Annotated in this window: 26 protein-coding genes, 1 other RNA gene and 1 pseudogene; 10 read left to right on the forward strand and 18 right to left on the reverse strand. The window is 67.0% G+C overall.

Annotation, left to right across the window (positions count from 1 at the left end):
* Window positions 1-15: 15 nt before the first annotated feature.
* From purH to WJ35_RS08440, 5 genes are all read left to right on the forward strand, one after another.
* The gene (purH, locus tag WJ35_RS08420; RefSeq protein ID WP_010091365.1) at window positions 16-1,581 is read left to right on the forward strand and encodes a bifunctional phosphoribosylaminoimidazolecarboxamide formyltransferase/IMP cyclohydrolase; all 1,566 of its coding nucleotides are present in this window, start codon (window positions 16-18) and stop codon (window positions 1,579-1,581) included.
* 142 nt (window positions 1,582-1,723) lie between these two features.
* On the forward strand, window positions 1,724-2,266 hold the full coding sequence (gene ruvC / locus WJ35_RS08425; protein ID WP_010091364.1) for a crossover junction endodeoxyribonuclease RuvC: 543 nt from the start codon (window positions 1,724-1,726) through the stop codon (window positions 2,264-2,266).
* Window positions 2,267-2,391: 125 nt separating this feature from the next.
* On the forward strand, window positions 2,392-2,973 hold the full coding sequence (gene ruvA, locus WJ35_RS08430; protein WP_010091363.1) for a Holliday junction branch migration protein RuvA: 582 nt from the start codon (window positions 2,392-2,394) through the stop codon (window positions 2,971-2,973).
* Between the two features lie 99 nt (window positions 2,974-3,072).
* Window positions 3,073-4,140, forward strand: coding sequence for a Holliday junction branch migration DNA helicase RuvB (gene ruvB, locus WJ35_RS08435; RefSeq protein WP_060236233.1), 1,068 nt, complete (start codon window positions 3,073-3,075; stop codon window positions 4,138-4,140).
* Between the two features lie 25 nt (window positions 4,141-4,165).
* Window positions 4,166-5,116 (forward strand): oxygenase MpaB family protein, encoded by a 951-nt coding sequence (locus tag WJ35_RS08440; RefSeq protein WP_069239040.1) that lies wholly within the window; start codon window positions 4,166-4,168, stop codon window positions 5,114-5,116.
* Window positions 5,117-5,226: 110 nt separating this feature from the next.
* Here WJ35_RS08440 and WJ35_RS08445 read toward each other — a convergent pair whose 3' ends face one another.
* The 3 genes from WJ35_RS08445 to tyrS are packed head-to-tail and all read right to left on the reverse strand — an operon-like array spanning window position 5,227 to window position 7,609.
* Window positions 5,227-5,889, reverse strand: coding sequence for a histidine phosphatase family protein (locus tag WJ35_RS08445; protein WP_059555729.1), 663 nt, complete (start codon window positions 5,887-5,889; stop codon window positions 5,227-5,229).
* A gap of 23 nt (window positions 5,890-5,912) precedes the next feature.
* The gene (dtd, locus tag WJ35_RS08450) at window positions 5,913-6,371 is read right to left on the reverse strand and encodes a D-aminoacyl-tRNA deacylase (protein WP_010091359.1); all 459 of its coding nucleotides are present in this window, start codon (window positions 6,369-6,371) and stop codon (window positions 5,913-5,915) included.
* Window positions 6,368-7,609, reverse strand: coding sequence for a tyrosine--tRNA ligase (gene tyrS / locus WJ35_RS08455; RefSeq protein WP_010091358.1), 1,242 nt, complete (start codon window positions 7,607-7,609; stop codon window positions 6,368-6,370). Before tyrS ends, dtd begins: the two co-directional genes overlap by 4 nt.
* A gap of 198 nt (window positions 7,610-7,807) precedes the next feature.
* Here tyrS and WJ35_RS08460 point away from each other — a divergent pair, with 198 nt between their 5' ends.
* On the forward strand, window positions 7,808-8,899 hold the full coding sequence (locus WJ35_RS08460) for an anhydro-N-acetylmuramic acid kinase (RefSeq protein ID WP_230459682.1): 1,092 nt from the start codon (window positions 7,808-7,810) through the stop codon (window positions 8,897-8,899).
* A 90-nt stretch (window positions 8,900-8,989) separates the two neighbouring features.
* Here the strand turns inward: WJ35_RS08460 and erpA are convergent, their stop codons facing one another.
* The 3 genes from erpA to rplM form a co-directional block, all read right to left on the reverse strand.
* On the reverse strand, window positions 8,990-9,358 hold the full coding sequence (gene erpA, locus WJ35_RS08465; RefSeq protein WP_010091356.1) for an iron-sulfur cluster insertion protein ErpA: 369 nt from the start codon (window positions 9,356-9,358) through the stop codon (window positions 8,990-8,992).
* 216 nt (window positions 9,359-9,574) lie between these two features.
* On the reverse strand, window positions 9,575-9,967 hold the full coding sequence (gene rpsI, locus WJ35_RS08470; RefSeq protein ID WP_010091355.1) for a 30S ribosomal protein S9: 393 nt from the start codon (window positions 9,965-9,967) through the stop codon (window positions 9,575-9,577).
* Window positions 9,968-9,978: 11 nt separating this feature from the next.
* Entirely contained in the window at window positions 9,979-10,407 is a 429-nt protein-coding gene (rplM, locus tag WJ35_RS08475; RefSeq protein ID WP_004522094.1) for a 50S ribosomal protein L13, read from the reverse strand.
* A 296-nt stretch (window positions 10,408-10,703) separates the two neighbouring features.
* Here rplM and WJ35_RS32625 point away from each other — a divergent pair, with 296 nt between their 5' ends.
* Both WJ35_RS32625 and WJ35_RS08485 read left to right on the forward strand, forming a co-directional pair.
* Window positions 10,704-10,943: a DUF1090 family protein gene (locus tag WJ35_RS32625; RefSeq protein ID WP_060236238.1), complete on the forward strand. Its 240-nt coding sequence runs from the start codon at window positions 10,704-10,706 to the stop codon at window positions 10,941-10,943.
* A gap of 420 nt (window positions 10,944-11,363) precedes the next feature.
* Window positions 11,364-11,828, forward strand: coding sequence for an OsmC family protein (locus WJ35_RS08485; protein WP_073564251.1), 465 nt, complete (start codon window positions 11,364-11,366; stop codon window positions 11,826-11,828).
* Between the two features lie 74 nt (window positions 11,829-11,902).
* Here WJ35_RS08485 and rnpB read toward each other — a convergent pair.
* From rnpB to pyrC, 3 genes and pseudogenes are all read right to left on the reverse strand, one after another.
* An RNA gene (gene rnpB / locus WJ35_RS08490) (RNase P RNA component class A) lies at window positions 11,903-12,314 on the reverse strand.
* A 33-nt stretch (window positions 12,315-12,347) separates the two neighbouring features.
* Entirely contained in the window at window positions 12,348-13,217 is an 870-nt protein-coding gene (locus WJ35_RS08495) for a DUF3025 domain-containing protein (RefSeq protein ID WP_060236240.1), read from the reverse strand.
* Window positions 13,214-14,280: pseudogene (pyrC, locus tag WJ35_RS08500) on the reverse strand (dihydroorotase). Before pyrC ends, WJ35_RS08495 begins: the two are co-directional and overlap by 4 nt.
* Before the next feature lie 202 nt (window positions 14,281-14,482).
* On the opposite strand from pyrC, the gene WJ35_RS08505 reads away from it, so the two are divergent.
* Window positions 14,483-15,385, forward strand: a complete 903-nt coding sequence (locus WJ35_RS08505; RefSeq protein ID WP_042583115.1) for a class II glutamine amidotransferase — start codon at window positions 14,483-14,485, stop codon at window positions 15,383-15,385.
* A 101-nt stretch (window positions 15,386-15,486) separates the two neighbouring features.
* Here the strand turns inward: WJ35_RS08505 and WJ35_RS08510 are convergent, their stop codons facing one another.
* From WJ35_RS08510 to WJ35_RS08535, 6 genes are all read right to left on the reverse strand, one after another.
* Window positions 15,487-16,212 (reverse strand): amino acid ABC transporter ATP-binding protein, encoded by a 726-nt coding sequence (locus WJ35_RS08510; protein WP_010091348.1) that lies wholly within the window; start codon window positions 16,210-16,212, stop codon window positions 15,487-15,489.
* Entirely contained in the window at window positions 16,209-16,886 is a 678-nt protein-coding gene (gene gltK, locus WJ35_RS08515; protein ID WP_010091347.1) for a glutamate/aspartate ABC transporter permease GltK, read from the reverse strand. The genes WJ35_RS08510 and gltK overlap by 4 nt, the downstream gene beginning before the upstream one ends.
* The gene (locus tag WJ35_RS08520; RefSeq protein WP_010091346.1) at window positions 16,886-17,626 is read right to left on the reverse strand and encodes an amino acid ABC transporter permease; all 741 of its coding nucleotides are present in this window, start codon (window positions 17,624-17,626) and stop codon (window positions 16,886-16,888) included. Before WJ35_RS08520 ends, gltK begins: the two co-directional genes overlap by 1 nt.
* An 85-nt stretch (window positions 17,627-17,711) precedes the next feature.
* Complete coding sequence (locus tag WJ35_RS08525) at window positions 17,712-18,605, reverse strand: glutamate/aspartate ABC transporter substrate-binding protein (RefSeq protein ID WP_010091345.1); 894 nt, start codon at window positions 18,603-18,605, stop codon at window positions 17,712-17,714.
* A gap of 220 nt (window positions 18,606-18,825) precedes the next feature.
* Window positions 18,826-20,112: a Glu/Leu/Phe/Val family dehydrogenase gene (locus WJ35_RS08530; protein ID WP_060236244.1), complete on the reverse strand. Its 1,287-nt coding sequence runs from the start codon at window positions 20,110-20,112 to the stop codon at window positions 18,826-18,828.
* 222 nt (window positions 20,113-20,334) lie between these two features.
* Entirely contained in the window at window positions 20,335-21,288 is a 954-nt protein-coding gene (locus WJ35_RS08535; RefSeq protein ID WP_060236246.1) for a LysR substrate-binding domain-containing protein, read from the reverse strand.
* A 234-nt stretch (window positions 21,289-21,522) separates the two neighbouring features.
* On the opposite strand from WJ35_RS08535, the gene purB reads away from it, so the two are divergent.
* The gene (purB, locus tag WJ35_RS08540; protein ID WP_060236248.1) at window positions 21,523-22,911 is read left to right on the forward strand and encodes an adenylosuccinate lyase; all 1,389 of its coding nucleotides are present in this window, start codon (window positions 21,523-21,525) and stop codon (window positions 22,909-22,911) included.
* 109 nt (window positions 22,912-23,020) lie between these two features.
* On the opposite strand, the gene WJ35_RS08545 is transcribed toward purB, so the two are convergent.
* From WJ35_RS08545 to eda, 3 genes are all read right to left on the reverse strand, one after another.
* A complete protein-coding gene (locus tag WJ35_RS08545) occupies window positions 23,021-23,524 on the reverse strand; it encodes a gluconokinase (RefSeq protein WP_060236254.1) in 504 nt (167 codons plus the stop codon).
* Between the two features lie 13 nt (window positions 23,525-23,537).
* A complete protein-coding gene (locus WJ35_RS08550) occupies window positions 23,538-24,899 on the reverse strand; it encodes a GntP family permease (RefSeq protein WP_010091338.1) in 1,362 nt (453 codons plus the stop codon).
* 239 nt (window positions 24,900-25,138) lie between these two features.
* Window positions 25,139-25,765 carry a bifunctional 4-hydroxy-2-oxoglutarate aldolase/2-dehydro-3-deoxy-phosphogluconate aldolase gene (eda, locus tag WJ35_RS08555; protein ID WP_010091337.1) on the reverse strand — a complete coding sequence of 209 codons (627 nt, stop codon included), beginning with the start codon at window positions 25,763-25,765 and terminating at the stop codon, window positions 25,139-25,141.
* Window positions 25,766-25,774 lie beyond the last annotated feature (9 nt).

Below are 25,774 nucleotides of genomic sequence, written 5' to 3' on the forward strand. Positions count from 1 at the left end.
ATTGGTGGTTCCATCATGATCAAGCAAGCGCTCATTTCCGTTTCCGACAAGACCGGCATCGTCGACTTTGCGAAGTCGCTGTCCGACCTCGGCGTCAAGCTGCTGTCGACCGGCGGCACCGCGAAACTGCTGGCCGACGCGGGCCTGCCCGTCACCGAGGTGGCCGACTACACCGGCTTCCCGGAAATGCTCGATGGGCGCGTGAAGACGCTGCATCCGAAGGTGCACGGCGGCATCCTGGCGCGCCGCGACCTGCCCGAGCACATGCAGGCGCTCGCCGCGCACGACATCCCGACGATCGACCTGCTCGTCGTGAACCTGTACCCGTTCGTCGCGACGATCGCGAAGGACGACTGCACGCTCGCGGACGCGATCGAGAACATCGACATCGGCGGCCCGACGATGCTGCGCTCGGCCGCGAAGAACCACCGCGACGTGACGGTGATCGTCGATCCGGCCGACTACGCGGTCGTGCTCGACGAGATGAAGGCGAACGGCAACACGGTCGGCTATCCGACCAACTTCCGTCTCGCGACCAAGGTGTTCGCGCACACCGCGCAGTACGACGGCGCGATCACGAACTACCTGACGAGCCTGACCGACGAGCTCAAGCACACGTCGCGCAACCCGTACCCGGCAACGCTGAACATGGCGTTCGACAAGGTGCAGGACCTGCGCTACGGCGAGAACCCGCACCAGAGCGCCGCGTTCTACCGCGACGTCGCGACGCCCGCCGGCGCGCTCGCGAACTACCGCCAGCTGCAGGGCAAGGAACTGTCGTACAACAACATCGCCGATTCGGATGCCGCGTGGGAATGCGTGAAGACGTTCGATGCGCCGGCCTGCGTGATCATCAAGCACGCGAACCCGTGCGGCGTCGCGGTCGGCAACGACTCGGCCGACGCCTACGCGAAGGCGTTCCAGACCGATCCGACGTCGGCGTTCGGCGGCATCATCGCGTTCAACCGCGAAGTCGACGAAGCGGCCGCGCAGGCCGTCGCGAAGCAGTTCGTCGAAGTGCTGATCGCGCCGTCGTTCACCGACGCCGCGAAGCAGGTGTTCGCCGCGAAGCAGAACGTGCGCCTGCTTGAGATCGCACTGGGCGAAGGCCATAACGCGTTCGACCTGAAGCGCGTCGGCGGCGGCCTGCTGGTGCAGTCGCTCGATGCGAAGAACGTGCAGCCGCACGAGCTGCGCGTCGTCACGAAGCGCCACCCGACGCCGAAGGAAATGGGCGACCTGCTGTTCGCGTGGCGCGTCGCGAAGTACGTGAAGTCGAACGCTATCGTGTTCTGCGGCAACGGCATGACGCTCGGCGTCGGCGCGGGCCAGATGAGCCGCGTCGACTCGGCGCGCATCGCGAGCATCAAGGCGCAAAATGCGGGCCTCACGCTCGCGGGCTCGGCAGTCGCGTCGGATGCGTTCTTCCCGTTCCGCGACGGCCTCGACGTCGTCGTGGCGGCGGGCGCGACCTGCGTAATCCAGCCGGGCGGCTCGGTGCGCGACGACGAAGTGATCGCGGCGGCCGACGAGCACAACATCGCGATGATCCTGACGGGCGTGCGCCACTTCCGTCACTGATCGACGGCGCGCGGCCCGCGGGGCCGCGATACACGAGCCCGGCGGCGTCGCACCCGCCGGGTTTTTTGTTGCGCGGCCGCATCGCGGCGGCGTGCCGCGCCTTTCGTTGTAGTATCGCTGCATCACGCAATTCCCTCCTGACATGCGAATTCTCGGCATCGACCCCGGCCTGCGCGTCACCGGCTTTGGCGTCATCGACGTCAGCGGCCACCGGCTCGCCTACGTCACGAGCGGCGTGATCCGCACGCCGACGGCCGATCTGGCCACCCGGCTCGGCACGATCTTCCAGGGCGTCTCGACGCTCGTGCGCGAACACGCGCCCGATCAGGCCGCGATCGAAAAGGTGTTCGTCAACGTCAACCCGCAGTCGACGCTGCTGCTCGGCCAGGCGCGCGGCGCCGCGATCTGCGGGCTCGTCACGGGCGGGCTGCCGGTCGCCGAATACACCGCGCTGCAGCTCAAGCAGGCTGTCGTCGGCTACGGCCGCGCGACCAAGGCGCAGATGCAGGAAATGGTCACGCGGCTCCTGAATCTCTCCGGCCAGCCCGGCACCGACGCGGCCGACGCGCTCGGCATGGCGATCTGCCACGCCCACGGCGGCAACACGCTCGGCACGCTCGGCGGCCTCGCGCCGGCGCTCGCGAAGAAGGGGCTGCGCGTGCGGCGCGGCCGGCTCGTCGGCTGACGCCCGGCGGCGCGCACCGGGCGATCGCCCTGCCGCGCGCCCTGCTTCCGGCCGAACGGCCGGCCCATCGGTTTTCCGCCGCGCGTGCGCTACACTCGCGCTTTCCTCATCGCCTCGCTCAATCCATGATCGGTCGCATCGCCGGCATCCTCCTCGAAAAGAACCCGCCTCACCTGCTCGTCGACTGCAACGGCGTCGGCTATGAAATCGACGTGCCGATGAGCACCTTCTACAACCTGCCGCAGACCGGCGAGCGGGTCGTGCTGCTCACGCAGCAGATCGTCCGCGAGGACGCGCACCTGCTGTATGGTTTCCTGAGCCCGCAGGAGCGCACGACCTTCCGCGAGCTGCTGAAGATCACCGGCATCGGCGCGCGCATGGCGCTCGCCGTGCTGTCCGGCATGAGCGTGCAGGAGCTCGCGCAGGCGGTGACGATGCAGGACGCCGCCCGCCTGACCCGCCTGCCCGGGATCGGCAAGAAGACCGCCGAGCGCCTGCTGCTGGAACTGAAGGGCAAGCTCGGCGCCGACCTCGGCACGCTCGCCGGCGCCGCGTCGCCGTCCGACCACGCGACCGACATCCTCAACGCGCTGCTCGCGCTCGGCTACTCGGAGAAGGAAGGCCTCGCCGCGATCAAGAACGTGCCGGCCGGCACCGGCGTGTCCGAAGGCATCAAGCTCGCGCTGAAGGCGCTGTCGAAGGCGTAACGGCCACGCGTCCGACGCAGTGTCGCGCCGCCGCGCGCGGCGCGCCAGTCGGCCGTTCGGCCAGGTTTGCCGGTCGGCCGCGCGCGGTACAATGGCCGCATGATTGAAACCGACAAACTCGCCACCGAGCGGATCATCGCCGCCACGCCCGCCTCGTCGCACGAGGAGGTGTTCGAACGCGCGCTGCGGCCGCGCCAGCTCGACGAATACGTCGGCCAGGAAAAGGTGCGCGGCCAGCTCGAGATCTTCATCGAGGCCGCGAAGCGCCGTTCCGAGCCGCTCGACCACGTGCTGCTGTTCGGCCCGCCCGGTCTCGGCAAGACGACGCTCGCGCACATCATCGCGCGCGAGATGGGCGTCAACCTGCGCCAGACGTCGGGCCCGGTGCTCGAGCGCGCGGGCGACCTCGCGGCGCTGCTGACGAACCTCGAAGCGAACGACGTGCTGTTCATCGACGAGATCCACCGGCTGTCGCCGGTCGTCGAGGAAATCCTGTATCCGGCGCTCGAGGACTACCAGATCGACATCATGATCGGCGAGGGTCCGGCCGCGCGCAGCGTGAAGCTCGACCTGCAGCCGTTCACGCTCGTCGGCGCGACCACCCGCGCCGGGATGCTGACCAACCCGCTGCGCGACCGTTTCGGGATCGTCGCGCGCCTCGAGTTCTACGATGCGGAGCAGCTGTCGCGCATCGTGCGCCGCTCGGCGTCGCTGCTCAACGCGCAGATCGATCCGAACGGCGCGCTCGAAATCGCGAAGCGCTCGCGCGGCACGCCGCGAATCGCGAACCGGCTGCTGCGCCGCGTGCGCGACTACGCGGAAGTGAAGGCGGACGGCAACATCACCGCGGCCGTCGCCGATGCGGCGCTCGCGATGCTCGACGTCGATCCGGTCGGCTTCGACCTGATGGACCGCAAGCTGCTCGAAGCGATCCTGTACAAGTTCGACGGCGGCCCGGTCGGCATCGACAACCTCGCCGCGGCAATCGGCGAGGAACGCGACACGATCGAGGACGTGCTCGAGCCGTACCTGATCCAGCAAGGCTTCCTGCAACGCACGCCGCGCGGGCGCGTCGCGACGCTGCTGACCTACCGCCACTTCGGGCTCGCCGCGCCGGATACGGGCTACCCGGTGCGCGGCGCATGGGAGGCGTCCGACGGGCAGTGACCGCCCGCCCGACGCTACACCGGCGATGACGACGCCATCCAATCCGCCCCCCGGCGCGCCGGTGCCGCACCCGCGCTGGCTCGAGCCGATCCGCAAGCGGCTCGTGGCCGGCGTCACGCACCTGACGACGGGCAGCGGCCCGTCACTCGACTTTTCGTCGCCGCCCGGCGATCCGGGCCTGTTCGGCCCCGACGCGGTCTGCTGGCGCGTGCATGCGGACTTCGCGTCGATGATGACGGGCGGCATCTCCGCGCTGCTGCTGCAGGCGCTGCATCCGCTCGCGCTCGCCGGCGTATGGGATCACTCGTCGTTTCGCACCGACATCCTCGGGCGGCTGCGGCGCACCGCGACGTTCATTTCCGGCACCACGTTCGGCAACCGCGCGGACGCGCTCGCGCTGATCGAGCGCGTGAAGGCGATTCACGCGAAGGTGCACGGCACCGCGCCCGACGGACGGCCCTACCGGGCCGACGATCCGGCGCTGCTGACCTGGGTGCACGTCGCGGAGGTATCGAGCTTTCTCGCCGCGCATCTGCGCTATGTGAACCCGGCCTTGCCGGGCGAGCTGCAGGACCGCTATTACGCGGAAACGGCGCGCATCGCCGAGATGCTCGGCGCGCAGGACGTGCCCCGCTCGCGCACCGAGATCGACGCGTATCTGGCGCGCATGCGGCCCGATCTCGAAGCCGGGCCGCGCACGTTCGAGGTGATGCGGATCCTGCTGAATGCGCCGGTCGCACGGCCGGCGATGCGGCCCGCCGCGACCCTCGTGATGCACGCCGGCATCGACCTGCTGCCGCCGTGGGCGCAGGACATGCTCGGGGTGTCGAGATTCGCGCCGCTGCGGCGCGCGGTGGTCCGGCCGGGCGTGCGCGTGGTCGCGCCGGTGCTGCGCTGGGCGCTCGTGAACGGCGTATCGAAACGCGCACGGCGCCGCGCCAGCTCAGCGCCGTCGGGCGGCGAGCCGCCTGCGTGACGGTGAGTCGGTAAGTCGCTCAGTCGCTCAGTAGGTCAGAGTCACCAACGCGCGGCCGGATGCCGGCAACGCACTGACGCCCGTCAACCCGTCACGCCGATGCGACCGCCTCAAAGCACCTTGCGGTACCCGTCGTCGTCGCTCGTTTCGTCGAGGTGCGACACGTCCGCCCACTGCACGACGTTCGCGCGTCCGTCCACGTAGTCGACGACGTTGATGCTCGTGTTGAGCAGCTGATAGTTGCGGGGCGCGGCGAGATCGAGCCCGTTCGCGAACCGGTACACGCAGTCGAGCACGCCGCCGTGCGCGACGCAGGCGATCCGCCCGCCCGGATGCGCGGCGACGATCGGTTCGAGCGCGTGCAGCACGCGGTGGTAGAACGCACGCTGCGACTCGCCGCCTTCGGGCTCGAAGCCGGGGTCGCGCGTCTGCCACGCGGCGTACGCGTCGGGAAACCGCGCCTCGATCTCCGTGCTGTCGTGCCCCTGGAAGATGCCGTACGCACGCTCGCGCAAGCCTGCGCGCAGCACGAGCGGCAGGCCGAGCGCATCGGCGGCCGGCTGCGCGGTCTGCTGCGCACGCATCAGGTCGCTCGAATAGATCGCGTCGACGCGCGCCCCGTCGCGCGTTTCGCGCGCAAGACGCACGGCCAGCCGCTGCGCCTGCGCGAGGCCCGAGTCGGCCAGCGGAATGTCGATATGGCCCTGGATGCGCTTGATGCGGTTCCAGGCCGTCTCGCCATGGCGGATGAAGAGGATCTGCGTGGTGGCCATCGCGGCGGCGCCTCCGGGAAGAATCAGGGCCGCACTTGCAGCCAGAATGTCACGGGCCCGTCGTTGACGAGCGAAACCTGCATGTCGGCGCCGAACTCGCCGGTCGCGACGAGCGGATGACGCTCACGCGCCGCGTCGACGAAATAGTCGAACAGGCGCGCGCCCTCGTCGGGCGGCGCCGCGGGCGTGAAGCTCGGACGCAGGCCGCTGTTGGTGTCCGCCGCGAGCGTGAACTGCGACACGAGCAGCAGGCCGCCCGCGCGCCCTGCGCCGTCGATGTTCGACACCGGCAGGTTCATCTTGCCGGCCGCATCGCTGAACACGCGATAGCCGAGCACCTTCGCGAGCAGCTTGTCGGCCGCCGCCTCGGTGTCGCCGCGCTCCGCGCAGACGAGCGCGAGCAGGCCCGCGCCGATCTCGCCCGTCACGCGCTCGCCGACGCGCACGTCGGCGCGCTTCACGCGCTGGATCAGCGCGATCATGCGGTCAGCGTCACGCGCGCGAAGCGGCGCTTGCCGACCTGCACGACGTATTCGCCGGCCTCGATCTTGAGGCCCTTGTCCGTGATCGCCGTACCGTCGATCTTCACGCCGCCCTGCTCGATGTTGCGCAGCGCTTCGCTCGTCGACGGCACGAGGCCGGCCTGCTTCAGCAGCTGGCCGATCGCGAGCGGCGCGCCCGCGAGTGTCACCGACGGGATGTCGTCCGGCACGCCGCCCTTCGCGCGGTGGTTGAAGTCCTCGAGCGCGCGCTCGGCGTCGGCCTGCGAGTGGAAGCGCGCGACGATTTCCTGCGCGAGCAGCACCTTGAAGTCGCGCGGGTTGCGGCCGGTTTCGATCTCGCGGCGGAAGCCGACGATCTCGTCCATGCTGCGGAACGACAGCAGCTCGAAGTAACGCCACATCAGCGTGTCCGAGATGCTCATCAGCTTGCCGAACATGTCGTTCGGCTTCTCGCTGATGCCGACGTAGTTGCCCTTCGACTTCGACATCTTCTCGACGCCGTCGAGGCCTTCGAGCAGCGGCATCGTCAGGATGCACTGCTGCTCCTGGCCGTACTGCTTCTGCAGCTCGCGGCCGACCAGCAGGTTGAACTTCTGGTCGGTGCCGCCGAGCTCGAGGTCGGCGTTCAGCGCGACCGAGTCATAGCCCTGCATCAGCGGGTACAGGAACTCGTGGATCGAGATCGGCACGCCGCTCTGGAAACGCTTCGTGAAGTCCTCGCGCTCGAGAATCCGCGCGACCGTGTAGCGCGACGCGAGCTTGATCATCCCGTCCGCGCCGAGCGGCATCGACCATTCGCTGTTGTAGCGGATCTCGGTCTTGTCGCGGTCGAGCACCAGCGCCGCCTGCTCGAAATAGGTCTTCGCGTTCGCCTCGATCTGCTCGCGCGTGAGCGGCGGGCGCGTCGCGTTGCGGCCGGACGGATCGCCGATCAGCGACGTGAAGTCGCCGATCAGGAAGATCACCGTATGGCCGAGGTCCTGCAGCTGACGCATCTTGTTCAGCACGACCGTGTGGCCGATGTGGATGTCCGGCGCGGTCGGGTCGAGGCCGAGCTTGATGCGCAGCGGCTTGCCCGTGGCCGCGCTGCGCGCGAGCTTCTGCGCGAACTCTTCCTCGATCAGCAGCTCGTCGACGCCGCGCTTCGTGACGGCGAGCGCATGCCGGACTTCATCGGTGATCGGGAAAACAGGCTTGGAACTGGGTTCGGTGCTCATCGGTGCCAGGAAGAAGGTCGCAAAAACAGGGATTTTCCCATAACTTGCGCGCGCATCGCTTAACGGCGGCCCCGCTTGCGCGGATAATCGGCCGCACGGCGCGCGGCACCGGCCGCCGCCGCACGATCCAGGAGGGTTCACGTGCCGCTGCGACGTCCATCATCCGGCCATCCGGCCGACGGCGTTTATTTCGGATTGATGTCGGGAACGAGCATGGACGGCGTCGACGGCGTCGCCGTGCGCTTCGAGACCGGCAAGCCGCCGGCCGTGCTTGCCGAGGCCTTCGTCGGGTTCGCGCAGACGCTGCGCGACGCGCTGTTCGCGCTGCAGCAGCCGGGCGAAAACGAGATCGAGCGCGAGGCGCTGGCCGCCAATGCGCTCGCGGCCCGCTACGCGGTGTGCTGCCATGAACTGCAGCGCGCGGCCGGTCTTTCGCCCGACCAGGTGCGCGCGATCGGCGTGCACGGGCAAACGGTGCGCCACCGCCCCGAGCGCGGCTACACGCGGCAGACCAACAATCCGGCGCTGCTCGCCGAGCTGACGCACATCGACGTGATTGCCGACTTCCGCAGCCGCGACGTGGCCGCGGGCGGCCAAGGCGCGCCGCTCGTGCCAGCGTTCCATGCGACGGTATTCGGTGCGCCGCGCGAGACGCGGGTCGTCTGCAATCTCGGCGGAATCAGCAACATCACGATCCTGCCCGGCGACGGCGGCGACGTTCGCGGCTTCGACTGCGGCCCCGCGAACGCGCTGATCGACGAATGGGCGAGCCGCCACCTCGGCAAGCCTTACGACGAAGGCGGCAAGTTCGCCGCGCGCGGCACGGTCCATGCGCCGCTGCTCGATGCGCTGCTCGACGAGCCCTATTTCGACGCACCGCCGCCCAAGAGCACCGGACGCGACCTGTTCAATCCGGCCTGGCTCGATGCGAAGCTCGCCGCATTCGCGCAGCTCGCGCCGGAGGATGTGCAGGCCACGCTCACGGCGCTGACGGCCGTGTCGATCGCGCACGAAATCGCGCAGCATGCGCCCGACTGCACGGCCGTCCATGTGTGCGGCGGCGGCGCCCGCAACCCCGTGCTGCTCGGCGCGCTTTCAAGCGCGCTGCGCGACCGCGGCGTGCTTGCGGCCGTCGACACGACCGCCGCGCTCGGCGTGCCGCCGCAGCAGGTCGAGGCGCTCGCGTTCGCGTGGCTCGCGTACCGCTTCGCCGCGCGCGAGCCGGGCAGCCTCGCGACGGTCACCGGCGCGGCCGGCGACCGCGTGCTGGGCGCGCTCTATCCGCGCTGAAGCGGCATGCGCGCATCTTCCGGGCATAAAAAACGGGGCTTCATGCCCCGTTTTTTCATTCCGGCGAACCGGATCGGACGCGTCGTGCGCTCAGACCGAGAACGACGAACCGCACCCGCAGGTGGTCGTCGCGTTCGGGTTCTTGATCACGAACTGCGCGCCGTTCAGATCGTCCTTGTAGTCGATCTCTGCACCGACCAGGTACTGGTAGCTCATCGAATCGATCAGCAACTGGACGCCGTTCTTGTTCATCACGGTGTCGTCCTCGTTGACTTCCTCGTCGAACGTGAAGCCGTACTGGAAGCCGGAGCAGCCGCCGCCCTGCACGAACACGCGCAGCTTCAGGTCGGGATTGCCTTCTTCGTCGATCAGTTGCTTCACCTTCTCGGCCGCCGCGTCGGTGAAGACGAACGGAGCCGGCATTTCGGTCGTGGCTGCGGATTCGGTAACAGCGTTCATGCGAACTCTCCAAAAAGCTTTAGCCGCTATTGTAGGGCCGATCTCAAGATCGTGCCGAAGTCCATGAAATCAACAGGTTCTTGTCGATTTCGTCAAACCGGCGGCCGGCGGCGGCATGCAACCGCGAATCGGTCGCGCATAAAAAAACCGCCAGCGCGAAAGCTGGCGGTTTTTCCGGCGGACGCCGCCCGAAAGCGGCGCGGCCAAGAAGCGAAATTAACGCTTCGAGAACTGCTTGGCGCGGCGTGCCTTGCGCAGACCGACCTTCTTACGCTCGACTTCACGTGCATCGCGCGTGACGAAGCCTGCGTTCGACAGCGACGGCTTCAGCGTCGCGTCGTAGTCGATCAGTGCACGGGTGATGCCGTGGCGCACTGCGCCTGCCTGACCCGTTTCACCGCCGCCCGTCACGTTCACCTTGATGTCGAACGTCTGGCCGTGGTTCGTGAGTTCCAGCGGCTGACGCACGATCATCAGCGACGTTTCGCGCGAGAAGTAGTCAGCGATGGGCTTGCCGTTGACGACGATGTCGCCCTTGCCAGCCTTGATGAAGACACGAGCGACGGCGCTCTTGCGGCGGCCCGTACCGTAGTTCCAGTTACCGATCATGTGGGCTCCCCTTAGATCTCGAGCGCCTTCGGCTGTTGAGCCGAGTGCGGATGCGTCGCTTCAGCGTAGACCTTCAGCTTCTTGATCATCGCGTAGCCGAGCGGGCCCTTCGGCAGCATGCCCTTGACCGCCTTCTCGAGCGCGCGGCCCGGGAAGCGTTCCTGCATCTTGCCGAACGTCGTTTCATAGATACCGCCCGGGTAGCCCGAGTGACGGTAGTACTTCTTGTCCAGAGTCTTGTTGCCCGTGACCTTCAACTTGCTCGCGTTGATGACGATGATGAAATCACCGGTGTCGACGTGCGGGGTGAACTCAGGCTTGTGCTTGCCGCGCAGACGGCGTGCCACTTCGCTGGCGACACGGCCGAGAACCTTATCCGTCGCGTCAATCACGTACCATTCGCGCGTCACCTCATGGGCTTTTGCGGAAAACGTCTTCATGATCGATCCAAAAAAATTGCTGTGCCCGATGTGTTCTTTTCCTGCTTGTGTAGGTGCGCTTCGAGGCGCGGTGCAGGCTCTCCCTGTTCTTTTTCCGTGGGCATGAATGCGGAAAAGCCCTGAATTATAAAGGAATTGCCGCGCCGCGGTCAAAGGGAATCCGCATCCGGGTGTCCGGCGCGCCGGAAATCGGCCAAAATCCGGTCCCGCCCCGTTATATCGAGCGATTCCGAGCGCCCGGGGGTATCCATCGGCGCACGCGAGAACGTGCCGGACAAGGAAAAACAACAACCACGATGAAGAAACGACTCACGCCACTCCTGGCGGCCGCCCTGCTGGGCAGCGCCGCATCGGCCGCCGCCGACCCGGCCGGCTGCAACGCGAAACTCGACGCGCTCGACGCACGCATCGCCGCCGCGCGCGAAGCGCGCGCCGATGACCGTATCGCGAAACTGCGCGCCGTGCGCGAACGGGTGCGCCATTTCTGCGCGCGCCGCCAAGGCCATGCATCGGCCGTCGCCGCCCCTGGCGCCTGACGCTCGCGGGACGCGCACATTGCGCGCCGATGTTTGCATGGGACGAAAAAAAGCCCGAACGGCTGGTTCGGGCTTAATCCACCATAGGAGGAGGGTGGAGGAGACATGCGGAGGTTGTCGCAGCGCGACAACCAATGACTCGCATTATACGAACGGGCAGCCGGCAGCACAAGAAAATTTGCATTGCGAAATCAAAAACCACAATACGAAATTTCGTGACCGCGAGCCGCAAACCAAAATTTCACTTTAAAATCATATATTTGCAAATTCCCACGAGCCGAGTCGACAGCATCCGACTAGAGCAAAACCCCTAAATCCCGAAGGGAATTCGCGTTCCTGCGCCCGGTCACGGAGCCCGCGTCGGCGCGCGCCGATCCGCATCGTGCGGCGCATCAGCCTGCCGCGGCCGTGCGGGCTACAATGCCGGATCGAATTCGAATCAGGCAACGCTGGAGCGCAAGCATGGAATGCAAAGTTAGCTGGTTGGGTCAGGACGGCATGGCGTTTTCCGCCCAGACCGGAAGCGGGCACCTCGTCACGATGGACGGCGCACCCGAGGGCGGCGGCCACAATCTCGCGCCGCGGCCGATGGAGATGGTGCTGCTCGGCACCGGCGGCTGCACCGCGTACGACGTCGTGCTGATCCTGAAGAAGAGCCGCCAGGAAGTCACCGGCTGCTCGGTCACGCTGAAGGCCGAACGCGCGAGCGAAGATCCGAAGGTCTTCACGAAGATCCACTTCCACTTCACCGTCACGGGCCGCAACCTGAACCCGGCGACGGTCGAGCGCGCGATCAACCTGTCGCACGACAAGTACTGCTCGGCATCGATCATGATCGCGAAGACGGCCGAGCTCACGCACTCGTTCGACATCGTCGCGGCCTGATCGGGCGTCTCGCCTCAGCGGAAAGAAAAAGGGCCAGCGTCCCGCACGGAGACGCCGGCCCTGTCGCATTCGAACGGCAAAGCAGGCCGATAAGCCGGATTCTGTGCACGCTGCACGCCGAGGCGCGCGGCGCGTGGCAGCCATTCCTCTAGGCGCGCCATTGCTGACGCGCTCAAGCTTCCTACCCGCAGACGAGACGGGGGCCCCGTCCTGCATCCGGAGATGCGCGCCTGCCTACTTGGAATTGCTCCGGGTGGAGGTTACCGTGCCGGCGAACGTCGCCGTCGCCGCGGTGCGCTCTTACCGCACCGTTTCACCCTTACCTGATCCCGGCTTGCGCCGGGCCATCGGCGGTTTGCTTTCTGTTGCCCTGTTCCGCGTGTCGCCACGGATGGCCGTTAGCCATCACCCTGCCCTGTGGAGTCCGGACTTTCCTCGCCCCCGCCTGCCCGAAGGCGGCGAGGCCGCGACTGCCTGGCCTGCTTTGCGACGCGCATTTTAGCACCGTGCGTCCGGCCGTTACAGTGGCCGAGTCCGCCGCCCGCTGCGAAACACCGCGGAATCGTCGTAGAACCCGGGATCGGCGTTCGCCGCGCACCAGCCCGGCACGCCCAGCACCGGCAGCGGCGCGAAATCGCGGCTCGTCAGGTCTCGCGTCGCGAGCATCCGCGCGACCTGCGCATCGACATGCGCGGCCCGGCACGCGGCCGGCCACGAAAAATAGTCGTCGCTCACTTCGACGATCCACGCGTGCGCGGTGCAGGACTTGTACGGCGCGACGAGCTTCTCGAGCAGCGCATGCCCGACGAGCCGCGCCTCGCAGCGCGCCCCCCACGCGTCGCGCGCGGCCACCAGCAGCGCGCGCCAGTCGAAGCCGCGCAGCGCATCGGCGAGTGCCGGATCGGCCGTCACGAACAGTGCGGCATTCTCGTCGAACAGCGTCAGCGCGTCGCGCAACGAGCCGCGCACGGGCCCGACGCCGCCCGCCGTATCGATCGCCGCGGCCTGGCGCGCGTTCAGCGCCGCCTTGATGCGCGGATACGCGAACCAGACGAGCGCATTGAAGAAATCGTGGAGATTGTGCCGGGTCGGCACGCCGCCCGTTGCGGCGATATGGGTCTCGTACGCGACGCCGGCCGGCAGGTCGGCCTGCGGCACGAAGCGCAGCGGCGCGCCGCGGCCGGTGACGAGCGGCGTGCCGCCCGTCGCGCCATTCAGTGCGCCATTCAGCGCGGCGAGCAGCGCGGACTCGCCGTCGAGCGCGCCCGCCTGCACGACGCGCCCCGTCGCGGCATAGCCCGCGAGCCACGGCGCGGACCAGTCGATCCGCGCGAACGCCGCCGCACCGCTGTCCGGCTCACCGGCCGCGCGCGGCGGCGCGGCGCTCACGCGAGTTTCCAGCCGATCGCTTCGCCCGCGCGCAGCGGCACGACCGGCGTGTCGCCTGCGAGGATCTCGAGCGGCAGCTCCCACGGTTCGCGGCGCAGCGTGACCGTCTCGGCCGCGCGCGGGGCAGGCCGTAGAAATCGGCGCCGTAGAAGCTCGCGAAGCCTTCGAGCTTGTCGAGCGCGCCGGCGTTGTCGAACGCTTCCGCATACAGCTCGAGCGCGTGCAGCGCCGTGTAGCAGCCCGCGCAGCCGCACGCGGCTTCCTTCGCGTTGCGTGCATGCGGCGCGCTGTCGGTGCCGAGGAAGAAGCGCGGGTTGCCCGAGGTCGCCGCCTCGACGAGCGCGACGCGGTGCGTCTCGCGCTTGAGCACCGGCAGACAGTAGTAATGCGGACGAATCCCGCCGACGAAGATCGCGTTGCGGTTGTACAGCAGGTGATGCGCGGTGATCGTCGCGCCGATCAGGCCCGGCGCCGCGTCGGCGTCGCGCACGTAGTCGGCCGCATCCTTCGTCGTGATGTGCTCGAACACGACCTTCAGGCCCGGGAAATCGCGGCGCAGCGGCGTCATCACGCGGTCGATGAAGACCTTCTCGCGGTCGAACAGGTCGATCGACGCGTCGGTCACCTCGCCGTGCACGAGCAGCGGCATCCCGACTGCCTGCATCGCCTCCAGCGTTTTCGCGCATTTCGCGAGATCGGTCACGCCGTGGTCCGAATTGGTCGTCGCGCCCGCCGGATACAGCTTCACGCCGTGCACGAAGCCGCTTTCGCGCGCGCGGCGGATCTCGTCGGGCGGCGTGTTGTCGGTCAGGTACAGCGTCATCAGCGGCTCGAACGCCACGCCGGCCGGCACCGCGGCCAGGATCCGCTCGCGGTACGCGTACGCCTGCGCGGTGGTCGTCACGGGCGGCTTCAGGTTCGGCATGATGATCGCGCGGCCGAACTGGCGCGCGGTGTGCGGCAGCACGGCGGCGAGCATCTCGCCGTCGCGGACGTGCAGGTGCCAGTCGTCGGGACGGGCGAGCGTCAGCGTCGCCGGGGAGGAAGCGTTCGAGGCAGTCATAGGAGGCGTCGTGAGGAACGGGAGCGGGAAAACGGTGCCGGATGCCACCGGCGCGGGCCGACTGACGGCTAACCGCAACACGGGGCCGTTCGTCGGCGGAATCCGCTTTTTACCGCTGTTGGCTCGGTGATATGCTAGAAGCATGCATTGTACCGGGGTTCGCCCGGTGCGTTATCCGCTTCAGCCTGCCGCCCCAAGTAAAATGTGCCAACTCTTAGGAATGAACTGCGCCGCGCCGACGGACGTCACATTCTCCTTCACCGGTTTCGCGGCCCGGGGCGGACTCACCGATCACCATGCCGACGGCTGGGGCATCGCGTTCTTCGAAGACAAGGCCTGCCGCCTGTTCATCGATCACCAGGCATCGGCCACGTCGCCGATCGCCGAGATGGTCAAGCGCTACCCGATCAAGTCGAAGAACACGATCGCGCACATCCGCAAGGCGACGCAGGGCCACATCCTGCTCGAGAACAGCCACCCGTTCATGCGCGAGCTGTGGGGCCGGCACTGGATCTTCGCGCATAACGGCGACCTGCAGGACTACGCGCCGGACATGGAAGGCAGCGTCTATCATCCGGTCGGCACGACCGACAGCGAACGCGCGTTCTGCGTGCTGATGCAGGGGCTGCGCGAAGCGTTCCCCGGCGCGCAGCCGCCGCTGCCCGAGCTGTTCGAGCGGGTCGGCGAGCTGACCCGCGGCATCACCGACCACGGCGTGTTCAACTTCCTGATGTCGAACGGGCAGGCGCTGTTCGCGCACTGCTCGACGCGGCTGCACTACATCGTGCGCCGCTGGCCGTTCTCGACCGCGCATCTCGTCGACGAAGACCTGTCGATCGACTTCGCGAAGTACACGACGCCGGAAGACCGCGTCGCGGTGATCGCGACGCAGCCGCTCACCGACAACGAAGTGTGGACCGCGTTCGAGCCGGGCGAGCTGATCATGTTCCAGTGCGGCGACGTCGCCGCGCGGATGCAGATCCCGGTGCCGCCCGCCGTGCTCGAGAAGCTGCGCAACCCGGCGCTCGACGCGTCGGCGTCCGCGCCCGTGCGGCCGCTGCCGGCCGTCGAGGCGGACGTCAGCGAAGACGCGTTCGACTTCTGAACGCGCGCCCCGGCGCGCGGATACGAAAAAAAACGCCCGGCAGCGCCGGGCGTTTTCGTTTTCAGCGGCATGTGAAGGGCGGCCCCGCCGCCCTCCCCGCGTCAATGCAGGATCTTCGCGAGGAAGTCCTTCGCGCGGTCCGACCGCGGATTCGCGAAGAAGTCTTCCTTGCGGTCGTCCTCGACGATCGCGCCCTTGTCCATGAAGATCACGCGGTGCGCGACCTTCTTCGCGAAACCCATCTCGTGCGTGACGACCATCATCGTCATCCCTTCCTTCGCGAGTTCGACCATCACGTCGAGCACCTCGTTGATCATCTCGGGATCGAGCGCCGACGTCGGCTCGTCGAACAGCATCGCGATCGGGTCCATCGACAGCGCGCGCGCGATCGCGACCCGCTGCTGCTGGCCGCCCGACAGCTGGCCCGGATACTTGTGCGCGTGCGCCTTCAGGCCGACGCGGTCGAGCAGCTTGATGCCCTTCTCGGTCGCCTCGTCCTTGCCGCGGCCGAGCACCTTGATCTGCGCGAGCGTCAGGTTCTCGGTGATCGACAGGTGCGGAAACAGCTCGAAGTGCTGGAACACCATCCCGACCTTCGAGCGCAGCTTCGACAGGTTCGTCTTCTTGTCGCCGACCGACTGGCCGTTGACGAGGATCTCGCCCTGCTGGAACGGCTCGAGGCCGTTCACGGTCTTGATCAGCGTCGACTTGCCCGAACCCGACGGACCGCAGACGACGACCACCTCGCCCTTCTTCACCTCGGTCGTGCAATCGGTGAGGACCTGAAACTGGCCGTACCACTTCGAAACGTTCTTGATGGAAATCATCTTGTGACCTTTTTCTGGAGACCTTTGACGAGGGCGGACGCCACCGAGCAAATCACGAAATAGCATGCACCCGCGAACAGGATCATCTCGACGCTCGTGCCGTCGCGATCGCCGATGTTGGCGGCCGTGCGGAAGAAGTCCGCGAGACTGATCACGTAGACGAGCGACGTGTCCTGGAACAGCACGATCGCCTGCGTGAGCAGCAGCGGCACCATCGCGCGGAAGGCCTGAGGCAGGATCACGAGGCGCATCGCCGTCGCGTAGTTCATGCCGAGCGCGAACGCGGCGTTCACCTGCCCGCGCGGCACCGCCTGGATGCCGGCGCGGATGATCTCGGAATAATACGCGGCCTCGAACAGCGAGAACGCGACCATCGCCGACGCGAGCCGGATGTCGATCGTCGGCGACAGCCCGAGCACGCCCTGCAGCACCTGCGGCACGATCAGGAAGAACCACAGCAGCACCATCACGAGCGGAATCGAGCGGAACACCGTCACGTAGCCCTGCGCGAACCACGCGAGCGGCTTGACGCCCGACAGCCGCATCAGCGCGAGCAGCGTGCCCCAGACGATGCCGACGACGATCGCGAGCGCCGTGATCTGGAGCGTGATGACCGCGCCCGTCCAGAGCGTCGGCAGCGCGCCGGGAATACTACTCCAGTCGAACTGATGCATCACTTGCCTCCGATGTAGCCGGGCAGCCGGGACTTGCCTTCGACCCAGCGCATGAACGCCATCACGACGAGGTTGATGACCACGTACGCGAGCGTGACGGCGATGAACGATTCATACGTCTGCGCGGTGTAGTCGACGAGCTGGCGCGCCTGTGCGGACAGGTCGAGCAGGCCGATCGTCGACGCGACCGCGGAATTCTTGAAGATGTTCAGGAATTCCGACGTGAGCGGCGGCACGATGATCCGGTACGCGACCGGCAGCAGCACGTAGCGGTACGTCTGCCACTGCGTGAAGCCCATCGCGAGGCCGGCGGCGCGCTGGCCCTTCGGCAGCGCGTTGATGCCCGAGCGCACCTGCTCGCACACGCGCGCGCCCGTGAACAGGCCGAGACAGACGATCGACGCGGTGAAGAACTGCGTGCCCGGCGGCAACTGCTTGATCCAGGTGCCGATCGACGGCGGCAGCAGTTCCGGCACGACGAGGTACCAGATGAAGAACTGCACGATCAGCGGGATGTTCCGGAAGATCGACACGTAGACCGTGCCGATCGCCGACAGCCATTTGTTCGGCACGGTGCGCAGCACGCCGAACAGCGAACCGACGACCAGCGCGATCACCCAGGCGGTGAGCGACACCTTGATCGTCACCCCGAACCCGGACATCAGCCATCCGAAGTAAGTGGTCGGCTCGCCGGTCGATACGGGGCTCAGGAAGATGCCCCAGTTCCAGTGGTATGACATGGACAAGACTCCAGCAAAAAGAAACGGAAGAAGCGTGGCCTCTTCCGTTTCGTCAGCGTCATTTCTGCATCAACGGACACGCGGGTCAGTCGAGCGCCTTGTCGTTCGGGTTCGCGTACAGCTTCTTCATCGAATCGGACAGCGGGAAGTTCAGGTTCAGCCCCTTCGGCGGGATCGGGTTCTCGAACCACTTCGCGTAGATCTTCGCGGCTTCGCCCGACTTCTCGACCTGCGAGATCGCGTCGTCGACGACCTTCTTGAAGTCCGCATCGCCCTTGCGCATCATGCAGCCGTACGCCTCTTCCGATTGCGGCGTGCCGACGATCACCCATTCGCCCGGCTGCTTCGCCTTCGCGCGCTCGCCCGCGAGCAGCGCGTCATCCATCATGAACGCGACCGCGCGGCCCGATTCCAGCGTATTGAACGAATCGCCGTGATCCTTCGCGCTGATGATGTTCATGCCGAGCTGCTTGTCGTTGTTCATCTTGCGCAGCAGGCGCTCGGACGTCGTGCCGGCCGTCGTCACGACCGTCTTGCCCTTCAGGTCCGCGAAATCCTTGATGCCCGAATCCTTCTTCGTCATCAGGCGCGTGCCGATCACGAAGATCGTGTCGGAGAACGCCGCCTGCTGCTGACGCTCGGTGTTGTTGGTCGTCGAGCCGCACTCGATGTCGACCGTGCCGTTCTGCACGAGCGGGATACGGTTCTGCGACGTGACCGGGATGTTCTTCACCTGCAGGTTCGGCAGGTTCAGCTTCTTCTTCACCGCGTCGACCACCTTCAGCTGGAAGTCCCGCGAATAGCCGACCACCTGCTGGTTCTGGTCGTAATACGAGAACGGGATCGACGATTCGCGGTGTCCCAGCGCGATCACGCCCGTGTCCTTGATTTTCTTCAGCGTGCCGGTCTCCTGCGCATGCGCGCCGCTTGCGAACGCGCAGAGCGCCGCGGCCATCAGGATTGCCTTGTGGTATTTCATTTTGTTCATCTCCTTGGCTAAAACCCGCGCCAGTGTATCAAAGTAATTTTTCTGAAAGTACTGGTTGTTTTCCGCACTGCGGCGCGCCCCGCGCGAAGCCGTCCTCCCGGCTCCGGGCGCCCGAATGCGCACGCGGGCGGCGCCGGAATCCGGCGCCGCCCGCGAGGGGTCATGTTCGCAATCGGGTGGATTGCGTCATGGTCTGATCGAGTTCAGTCGATCAAGGGTACAGGCCGCGCATTTCGCGCGCCATCAGGATGCGCTTGCACGCGACGATGAACGCCGCGGTACGCACCGACACCTTGTGCTCTTCCGCGACCGCCCACACGCCGGCGAACGCTTCGCGCATCACGCGCTCGAGACGGTGGTTGATCTCGTCTTCCGTCCAGAAGAAGCTCGAGAAGTCCTGCACCCATTCGAAGTACGACACGGTCACGCCGCCCGCGTTCGCGATCACGTCCGGGATCACCAGCACGCCGTTCGCGGTCAGGATGTCGTCCGCCGCGGTCGTCGTCGGGCCGTTCGCGCCTTCGACGATGATCTTGGTGCGGATCTTCCCCGCGTTCTTCTCGGTGATCTGGTTTTCCAGCGCCGCCGGGATCAGGATGTCGGTCTCGACCGTCCAGAACTCGTCGTTCGGCATCGGTTCAGCGCCTTCGAAGCCCGCAACGCCGCCCGTGCGGGCCACGTGGTCGAGCAGCTTGTTCGCGTCGAGGCCGGACGGCTTGTAGATCGTGCCGGTGTGATCCTGCACCGCGATCACCTTCGCGCCCGCTTCCTGGAACAGCTTCGCCGCGATGCCGCCGACGTTGCCGAAGCCCTGCACCGCGATGCGCGCGCCTTCGATCTCGAGGCCCTTCTTCTTCGCCGCTTCGCAGCCGACCACGAACACGCCGCGGCCCGTCGCTTCCTTGCGGCCGAGCGAACCGCCGAGCGAGATCGGCTTGCCGGTCACGACGCCGGTGGCCGTCTGGCCCTGGTTCATCGAGTACGTGTCCATCATCCACGCCATCACCTGTTCGTTGGTGTTGACGTCCGGCGCCGGAATGTCGGTGTTCGGGCCGATGATGATGCCGATTTCGCTGGTGTAGCGGCGCGTCACGCGCTCGAGCTCGCCACGCGACAGCTTGCGCGGGTCGACGCGGATGCCGCCCTTCGCGCCGCCGTACGGCACGTTCACTGCTGCGTTCTTCACCGACATCCACGCGGACAGCGCCATCACTTCCGACAGCGTCACGTCCTGGTGGTAACGCACGCCGCCCTTGCCCGGGCCGCGCGACACGTTGTGCTGCACGCGGTAGCCCTCGAAGTGCGCGACGGTGCCGTTGTCGAGCTCGATCGGCACGTCGACGACCAGGATGCGCTTCGGACGCTTCAGCGTTTCGAGCCAGCGCGACAGCGAGCCGAGGTACGGCGCGACGCGATCGACTTGCTGAAGGTAGTTGCCCCACGGGCCAAGATCGTCGGCGTGCAAGTAGGACGGGATGGACTGCTGTTGCGAAGACATGGATTCTCCAACGGTCAACGGATGGCGCACATTGTCGAAAAACCCGTTTTTTTTATCCAATGCCGTTTGCTTATTCGATTATGCGTTTCCTGCATGATCGCGATTTTTCGCAAATACGTGGTCGATTTGCGCAAGAACGGCCGCGATCGGCCCGGCATCCGGCGCGCCGGACAACGTGCCGGCCGGCCGCCGGCTCGCGCCGTCCGTCAGCGTGAACCGGCGTCAGCCGGCCGCCTCGCGCAGCTCGTCGCTCACCACGTCCCACAGCGCGCGCACGAGCTTTTGCCGCGGCTCGCCGCCCTGCAGCGCGACCTTGTCGCAGTACAGCCGGATCTCCATCGTCAGCGTGAACGGATGCGCGCCGCCGCGCACCGCGCGGTCGAGCCGGATCAGCCGGCCGCTCGCGACCGCGTCCTCGACCGCGCTGTGCGGCAGGAACGCGATGCCGTGGCCGGCGAGCGCCATCGCCTTCAATCCTTCCGCCATGTCGGTTTCGTAGACGCGATCGAGGAACAGCGGCGTCGGCGCGTTCGCGATGATCACCTCGGTCATCCGGCCGAGATACGCGTTCGGCGTATACGACAGGTATGGCACGCGCGCATCGGCCGCGCCCGGCAGCGTGTAGCGCGGCCGTCCCGCGCGGCCCGGCGCGGAGAACGGGCTGATCGGCTCGCTGCCGAGCGTCAGCATGTCGTAGCGCGCGGGGTCGAGCGCGACCGGATGGCTCGGATGGTGATAGCCCATCACGAGATCGCAGCCGCCCTCGACGAGCGACAGCACCGCGTCGTGCACGTTCAGTGCGCGCAGCCGCGTGTGAACCGGCCCCATCTTCGCCTCGATCCGCTGCAGCCAGCGCGGGAAATACGTGAGCGACAGCGTGTGCGGCACCGCGAACTCGATCGTCGGCACCGGCGCGCCGACGTGGCCGCGCAGCAGCGTGCGCGCCTCGTGCGCGTGCGACAGCATCGTCAGCGCCTGCTCGTAGAAGATCTGGCCGGCCTGCGTGAGGCGGGTCGGATAGACCGAACGATCGATCAGCTCGGTCGCGAGCCACGCTTCGAGCGCCTGGATGCGGCGCGAGAACGCCGGCTGCGACACGTGCCGCAACTCGGCGGACCGGCTAAAGCTGCGCGTCTCCGCGAGCGAGACGAAGTCTTCGAGCCATTTCAGTTCCATGCGGGCAGGCGCGGCGGGCGGCGGTCGGGAAGAAGCCTGCATTCTACCGGCGGGCGGGCCCGGCCGGCGGCGCGGGCGGCCCGGCGGCCCGACCGCCTCGGCCCCGCGCCGGCGCGGCGGCGGCACGCGCCGGCACCCGCCGGAGCCGCGCACGGTCGGGGCCGCCCCGCGCCGATGGTAAAATGCCGGATTCTCCTCCCCCTCGTTCGACCCGGCCCCAAGGCCCGCCCGATCATGCCCGACACTCGTCCCGATACGCTTTTCGCCCTCACCGCGCTCTCGCCCATCGACGGCCGCTACGCCAGCAAGACCGAAGCGCTGCGCGACTGGCTCTCCGAAGCCGCCTTCATGCGCCACCGCGTCACCGTCGAGGTGCACTGGCTGATCGCGCTGTCGCGCGCCGGCTTCGCGGAAGTCCCGCGCTTTTCCGACGCCGCCGAGCAGTTCCTGCTGCAGCTCGTCGAGCGCTTCACCGCGCATGACGCGGCGCGCATCAAGGACATCGAGCGCGTGACGAACCACGACGTGAAGGCCGTCGAATACTGGCTGAAGGAGTCGGTGAAGGGCCAGGCCGAGCTCGAGAAGGCGAGCGAATTCATCCACTTCGCGTGCACGTCCGAAGACATCAACAACACGTCGCACGGGATGATGCTCGCCGGCGCGCGCGAGCACGTGATCCTGCCGGCGCTGCGCACGGTCCACCAGCGCCTCGTCGCGCTCGCGCACGCGCTCGCCGACCAGCCGATGCTGTCGCGCACGCACGGCCAGCCGGCCAGCCCGACGACGCTCGGCAAGGAGCTCGCGAACGTCGCGGCGCGCCTCGCGCGCGCGATCACGCGCATCGAGAAGGTCGAGATCCTCGGCAAGATGAACGGCGCGGTCGGCAACTTCAACGCGCACCTGTCCGCGTACCCGGAATTCGACTGGGAAGCGTTCTCGCGCGACGTGATCGAGAACCGCCTGAAGCTCACGTTCAACCCGTACACGATCCAGATCGAGCCGCACGACTACATGGCCGAGCTGTTCGACGCGGTCGCGCGCGCGAACACGATCCTGCTCGATCTCGACCGCGACGTGTGGGGCTACATCTCGGTCGGCTACTTCAAGCAGAAGACGAAGGCCGGCGAAATCGGCTCGTCGACGATGCCGCACAAGGTCAACCCGATCGACTTCGAGAACTCGGAAGGCAACCTCGGCCTCGCGAACGCGACGCTGCGCCACCTCGCGGACAAGCTGCCGGTGTCGCGCTGGCAGCGCGACCTCACCGACTCGACGGTGCTGCGCAACATGGGCGTCGCGCTCGGCTACTCGCTGCTCGCGTACGACTCGCTGATCCGCGGCCTCGACAAGCTCGAAGTGAATCCGCAGCGCCTGAACGAAGACCTCGACAACTGCTGGGAAGTGCTCGCCGAGCCGGTGCAGACGGTGATGCGCCGCTACGGCATCGAGAACCCGTACGAGCAGCTGAAGGAGCTGACGCGCGGCAAGGGCATCACGCGCGAAGCGCTGCAGGAGTTCGTCGGCACGCTCGCGATCCCGCAGGACGCGAAGGAGCGCCTGCTCGCGATGACGCCCGCGTCGTACATCGGCAAGGCCGTCGAACTCGCGAAGCGGATCGCATAAGCGCGACCGTCGGCTGACGCAAAAAAGCCCGATGCGAACTGCTTCGCATCGGGCTTTTTGCTTTTCAGACGGTCGGAACGGAATCGTCCGTCCCGGCTCGAGCGGCAGCTCAGTGCTGCTGCGCGACGCCGATCTTCTGCATCACGTGATCGACGATCTGTTCGGGCGTCAGCTCGATGCTGACCTCGATCGCTTCGTCCGGGCCCGGCTCTTCGAGCGTGTCGAGCTGGCTCTGCAGCAGCGACGGATCGAAGAAATGGCCGGTGCGGCTCTTCAGGCGCTCGTGCAGCACGTCGAACGAGCCCTTCAGGTAAACGAACCGCACGTCGGCGTCGTTGCCGCGCAGCACGTCGCGGTACGAACGCTTCAGCGACGAGCACGTGAAGACGGCCGTCTCGCCCGCGCGCTGCTTCTCCTCGATGGCGGCACGGATCGTCCGCAGCCACGGCCAGCGGTCGTCGTCGGTCAGCGGAATGCCCTGGTGCATCTTCTCCTTGTTGGCGGCGCTGTGAAACGCGTCGCCGTCGGTATAGCTGCACGACAGGCGCTCCGCCAGCATCTCGCCGATTCGCGACTTGCCCGCGCCCGATACGCCCATTGCGATCAGAATCATTGACTACCCCTTGTTACAGAAACGCGCTCAGCACCAGCGTAAACGTGAGGCCGAGCACCGAGATGATCGTTTCGAGCAGCGTCCAGGTCTTGAACGTCTGGCCGACCGTCATCCCGAAATACTCCTTGATCAGCCAGAAGCCGCCGTCGTTGACGTGCGAGAAGATCAGCGAACCCGATCCCGTCGCCAGCACCAGCAGTTCCGGACGAACCGTCACGCCCGACGCGGCCGCGATCGGCGCAACGATGCCGCAGGCGGTCGTCATCGCGACCGTCGCCGAGCCCGTGGCCAGGCGAATCAGCGCCGCGACGAACCAGCCGAGCAAGAGCGGCGACAGATGCGCCTGCGTCGCGGTCGCGACGATCTGCTGCGAGATCCCGCTGTCACGCAGGATACCGCCAAAGCCGCCGCCCGCGCCGACGATCAGCGTAATCCCTGCGATCGGCGCCAGGCACTCGCCGCAGAACTTCTGGATCTGCTCGCGGTTGAAGCCCTGCAGCCGGCCGAACGTGAAGAAGCTCACGAGCACCGCGATCAGCAGCGCGACGTCCGAGTTGCCGGCGAAGCGCAGCAGGCTGTTCGGCAGCGTCTTCGGCGCGAACACGAGGTCGGCCCAGCTGCCGACCAGCATCAGGATCACCGGCAGCATGATCGTGAACAGCGTGATGCCGAAGCCCGGCAGCTCGCGCTTCTTGCCCTCGGTGTGCGATTCGACGAATTGCGCGGCGAGCGGGTTGTCGTTCGGCAGCTTCACGAACTTCGAGATCGTCAGCGCGAACAGCGGACCGGCGACGATCGCGGTCGGCACACCGACGATCAGGCCGAACGCGATCGTCTTGCCGATGTCGGCGCCATATTGCTGCACCGCGAGCAGCGCGGCCGGGTGCGGCGGAATCAGGCCGTGCACGACCGACAGGCCCGCGACCATCGGCAGGCCGACGACGAGCAGTGACTTGCCGGTGCGCTTCGCGACGTTGAACGCGATCGGGATCAGCAGCACGAAGCCGACTTCGAAGAACACCGGCAGGCCGACGATGATCGCGACGAACATCATCGCCCAGTGGATGTTCTTTTCACCGAACCAGTCGATCAGCGTGGTCGCGATCCGCTCCGCGCCGCCCGATTCGGCCATCATCTTGCCGAGCATCGTGCCGAGGCCGACGACGATCGCGATGTGGCCGAGCGTGCCGCCGGTGCCCGTCTCGAACGACTTGACGATCTTGTCCATCGGCATCCCGACGACCAGGCCGAGGCCAAGCGACACGATGATGAGGACCAGGAACGGATAGATCTTGAACCGCGCGATCATCACGATCAGCGCCACGATCGCGATCACGGTGTAAATGAGCAGCATGCTGCCCTGGACAGCGCCCATGTGGACTCCTCCTTGGGATTTATTCGAACCGGGCCGTCTTGCGCAACGCGCGAAGCTGGTTGCGAGTATGCCCGGCTATGCAGGTCTCCGAAATGGCGGGGTGGCCCCCCGCCGTCAGGACGCTGAATTTTACTTATCTTTAACGCCGAGCGATAGAACCGGTTCCATCAGCAAAAACCCTCGGCAAAACAAGCACTAAGCGCTGTTCGACCGAGGTGAATCTGCCATTTCGTACAAGTTCAGCGGGGGAGCAGGCTGGCGGCTTGCGCGAGGCGCGTGACTTCCGCCCAGTCCTGCGCGGCGAGCGCCGCCTTCGGGGTCAGCCACGAGCCGCCGACGCACACGACGTTCGGCAGCTTGAGGAAATTCGGCGCGGTGTCGACCGTGATGCCGCCCGTCGGACAGAACTTCAGCGCGGGAAACGGGCCGTGGAACGCCTGCAGCATCGGCACGCCGCCCGCCTGCTGGGCCGGGAAGAACTTGACGATCTCGTAGCCGAATTCGAGCGCCTGGATGATGTCGCTCGGCGTCATCACGCCCGGCAGCAGCGGCAGGCCGGCGTCGAGCGCGGCAAGGTGCAGGTCCTTCGTCAGGCCCGGCGACACGCCGAACTGCGCGCCGGCCTTCTTCGCCTGCGCGCAATGCTCGGGCTTCGTGATCGTGCCGACGCCGACGACGATGTCGTCCGCGAGCTGGCTCGCGCGTTCGATCGCCGCGAGGCCCGCCGCGGTGCGCAGCGTGATCTCGAGCACCTTCACGCCGCCCGCGTGCAGCGCGCGCGACACCTGTTCGCCCTGCTCGACCGAGTCGAATGCGAGCACCGGAATCACCGGGCCCAGCTTCACGATTTCGCCAATCGTCTTCATCGATGCCTC

It is taken from the genome of Burkholderia ubonensis (assembly GCF_001718695.1).
Taxonomy (GTDB): domain Bacteria; phylum Pseudomonadota; class Gammaproteobacteria; order Burkholderiales; family Burkholderiaceae; genus Burkholderia; species Burkholderia ubonensis_B.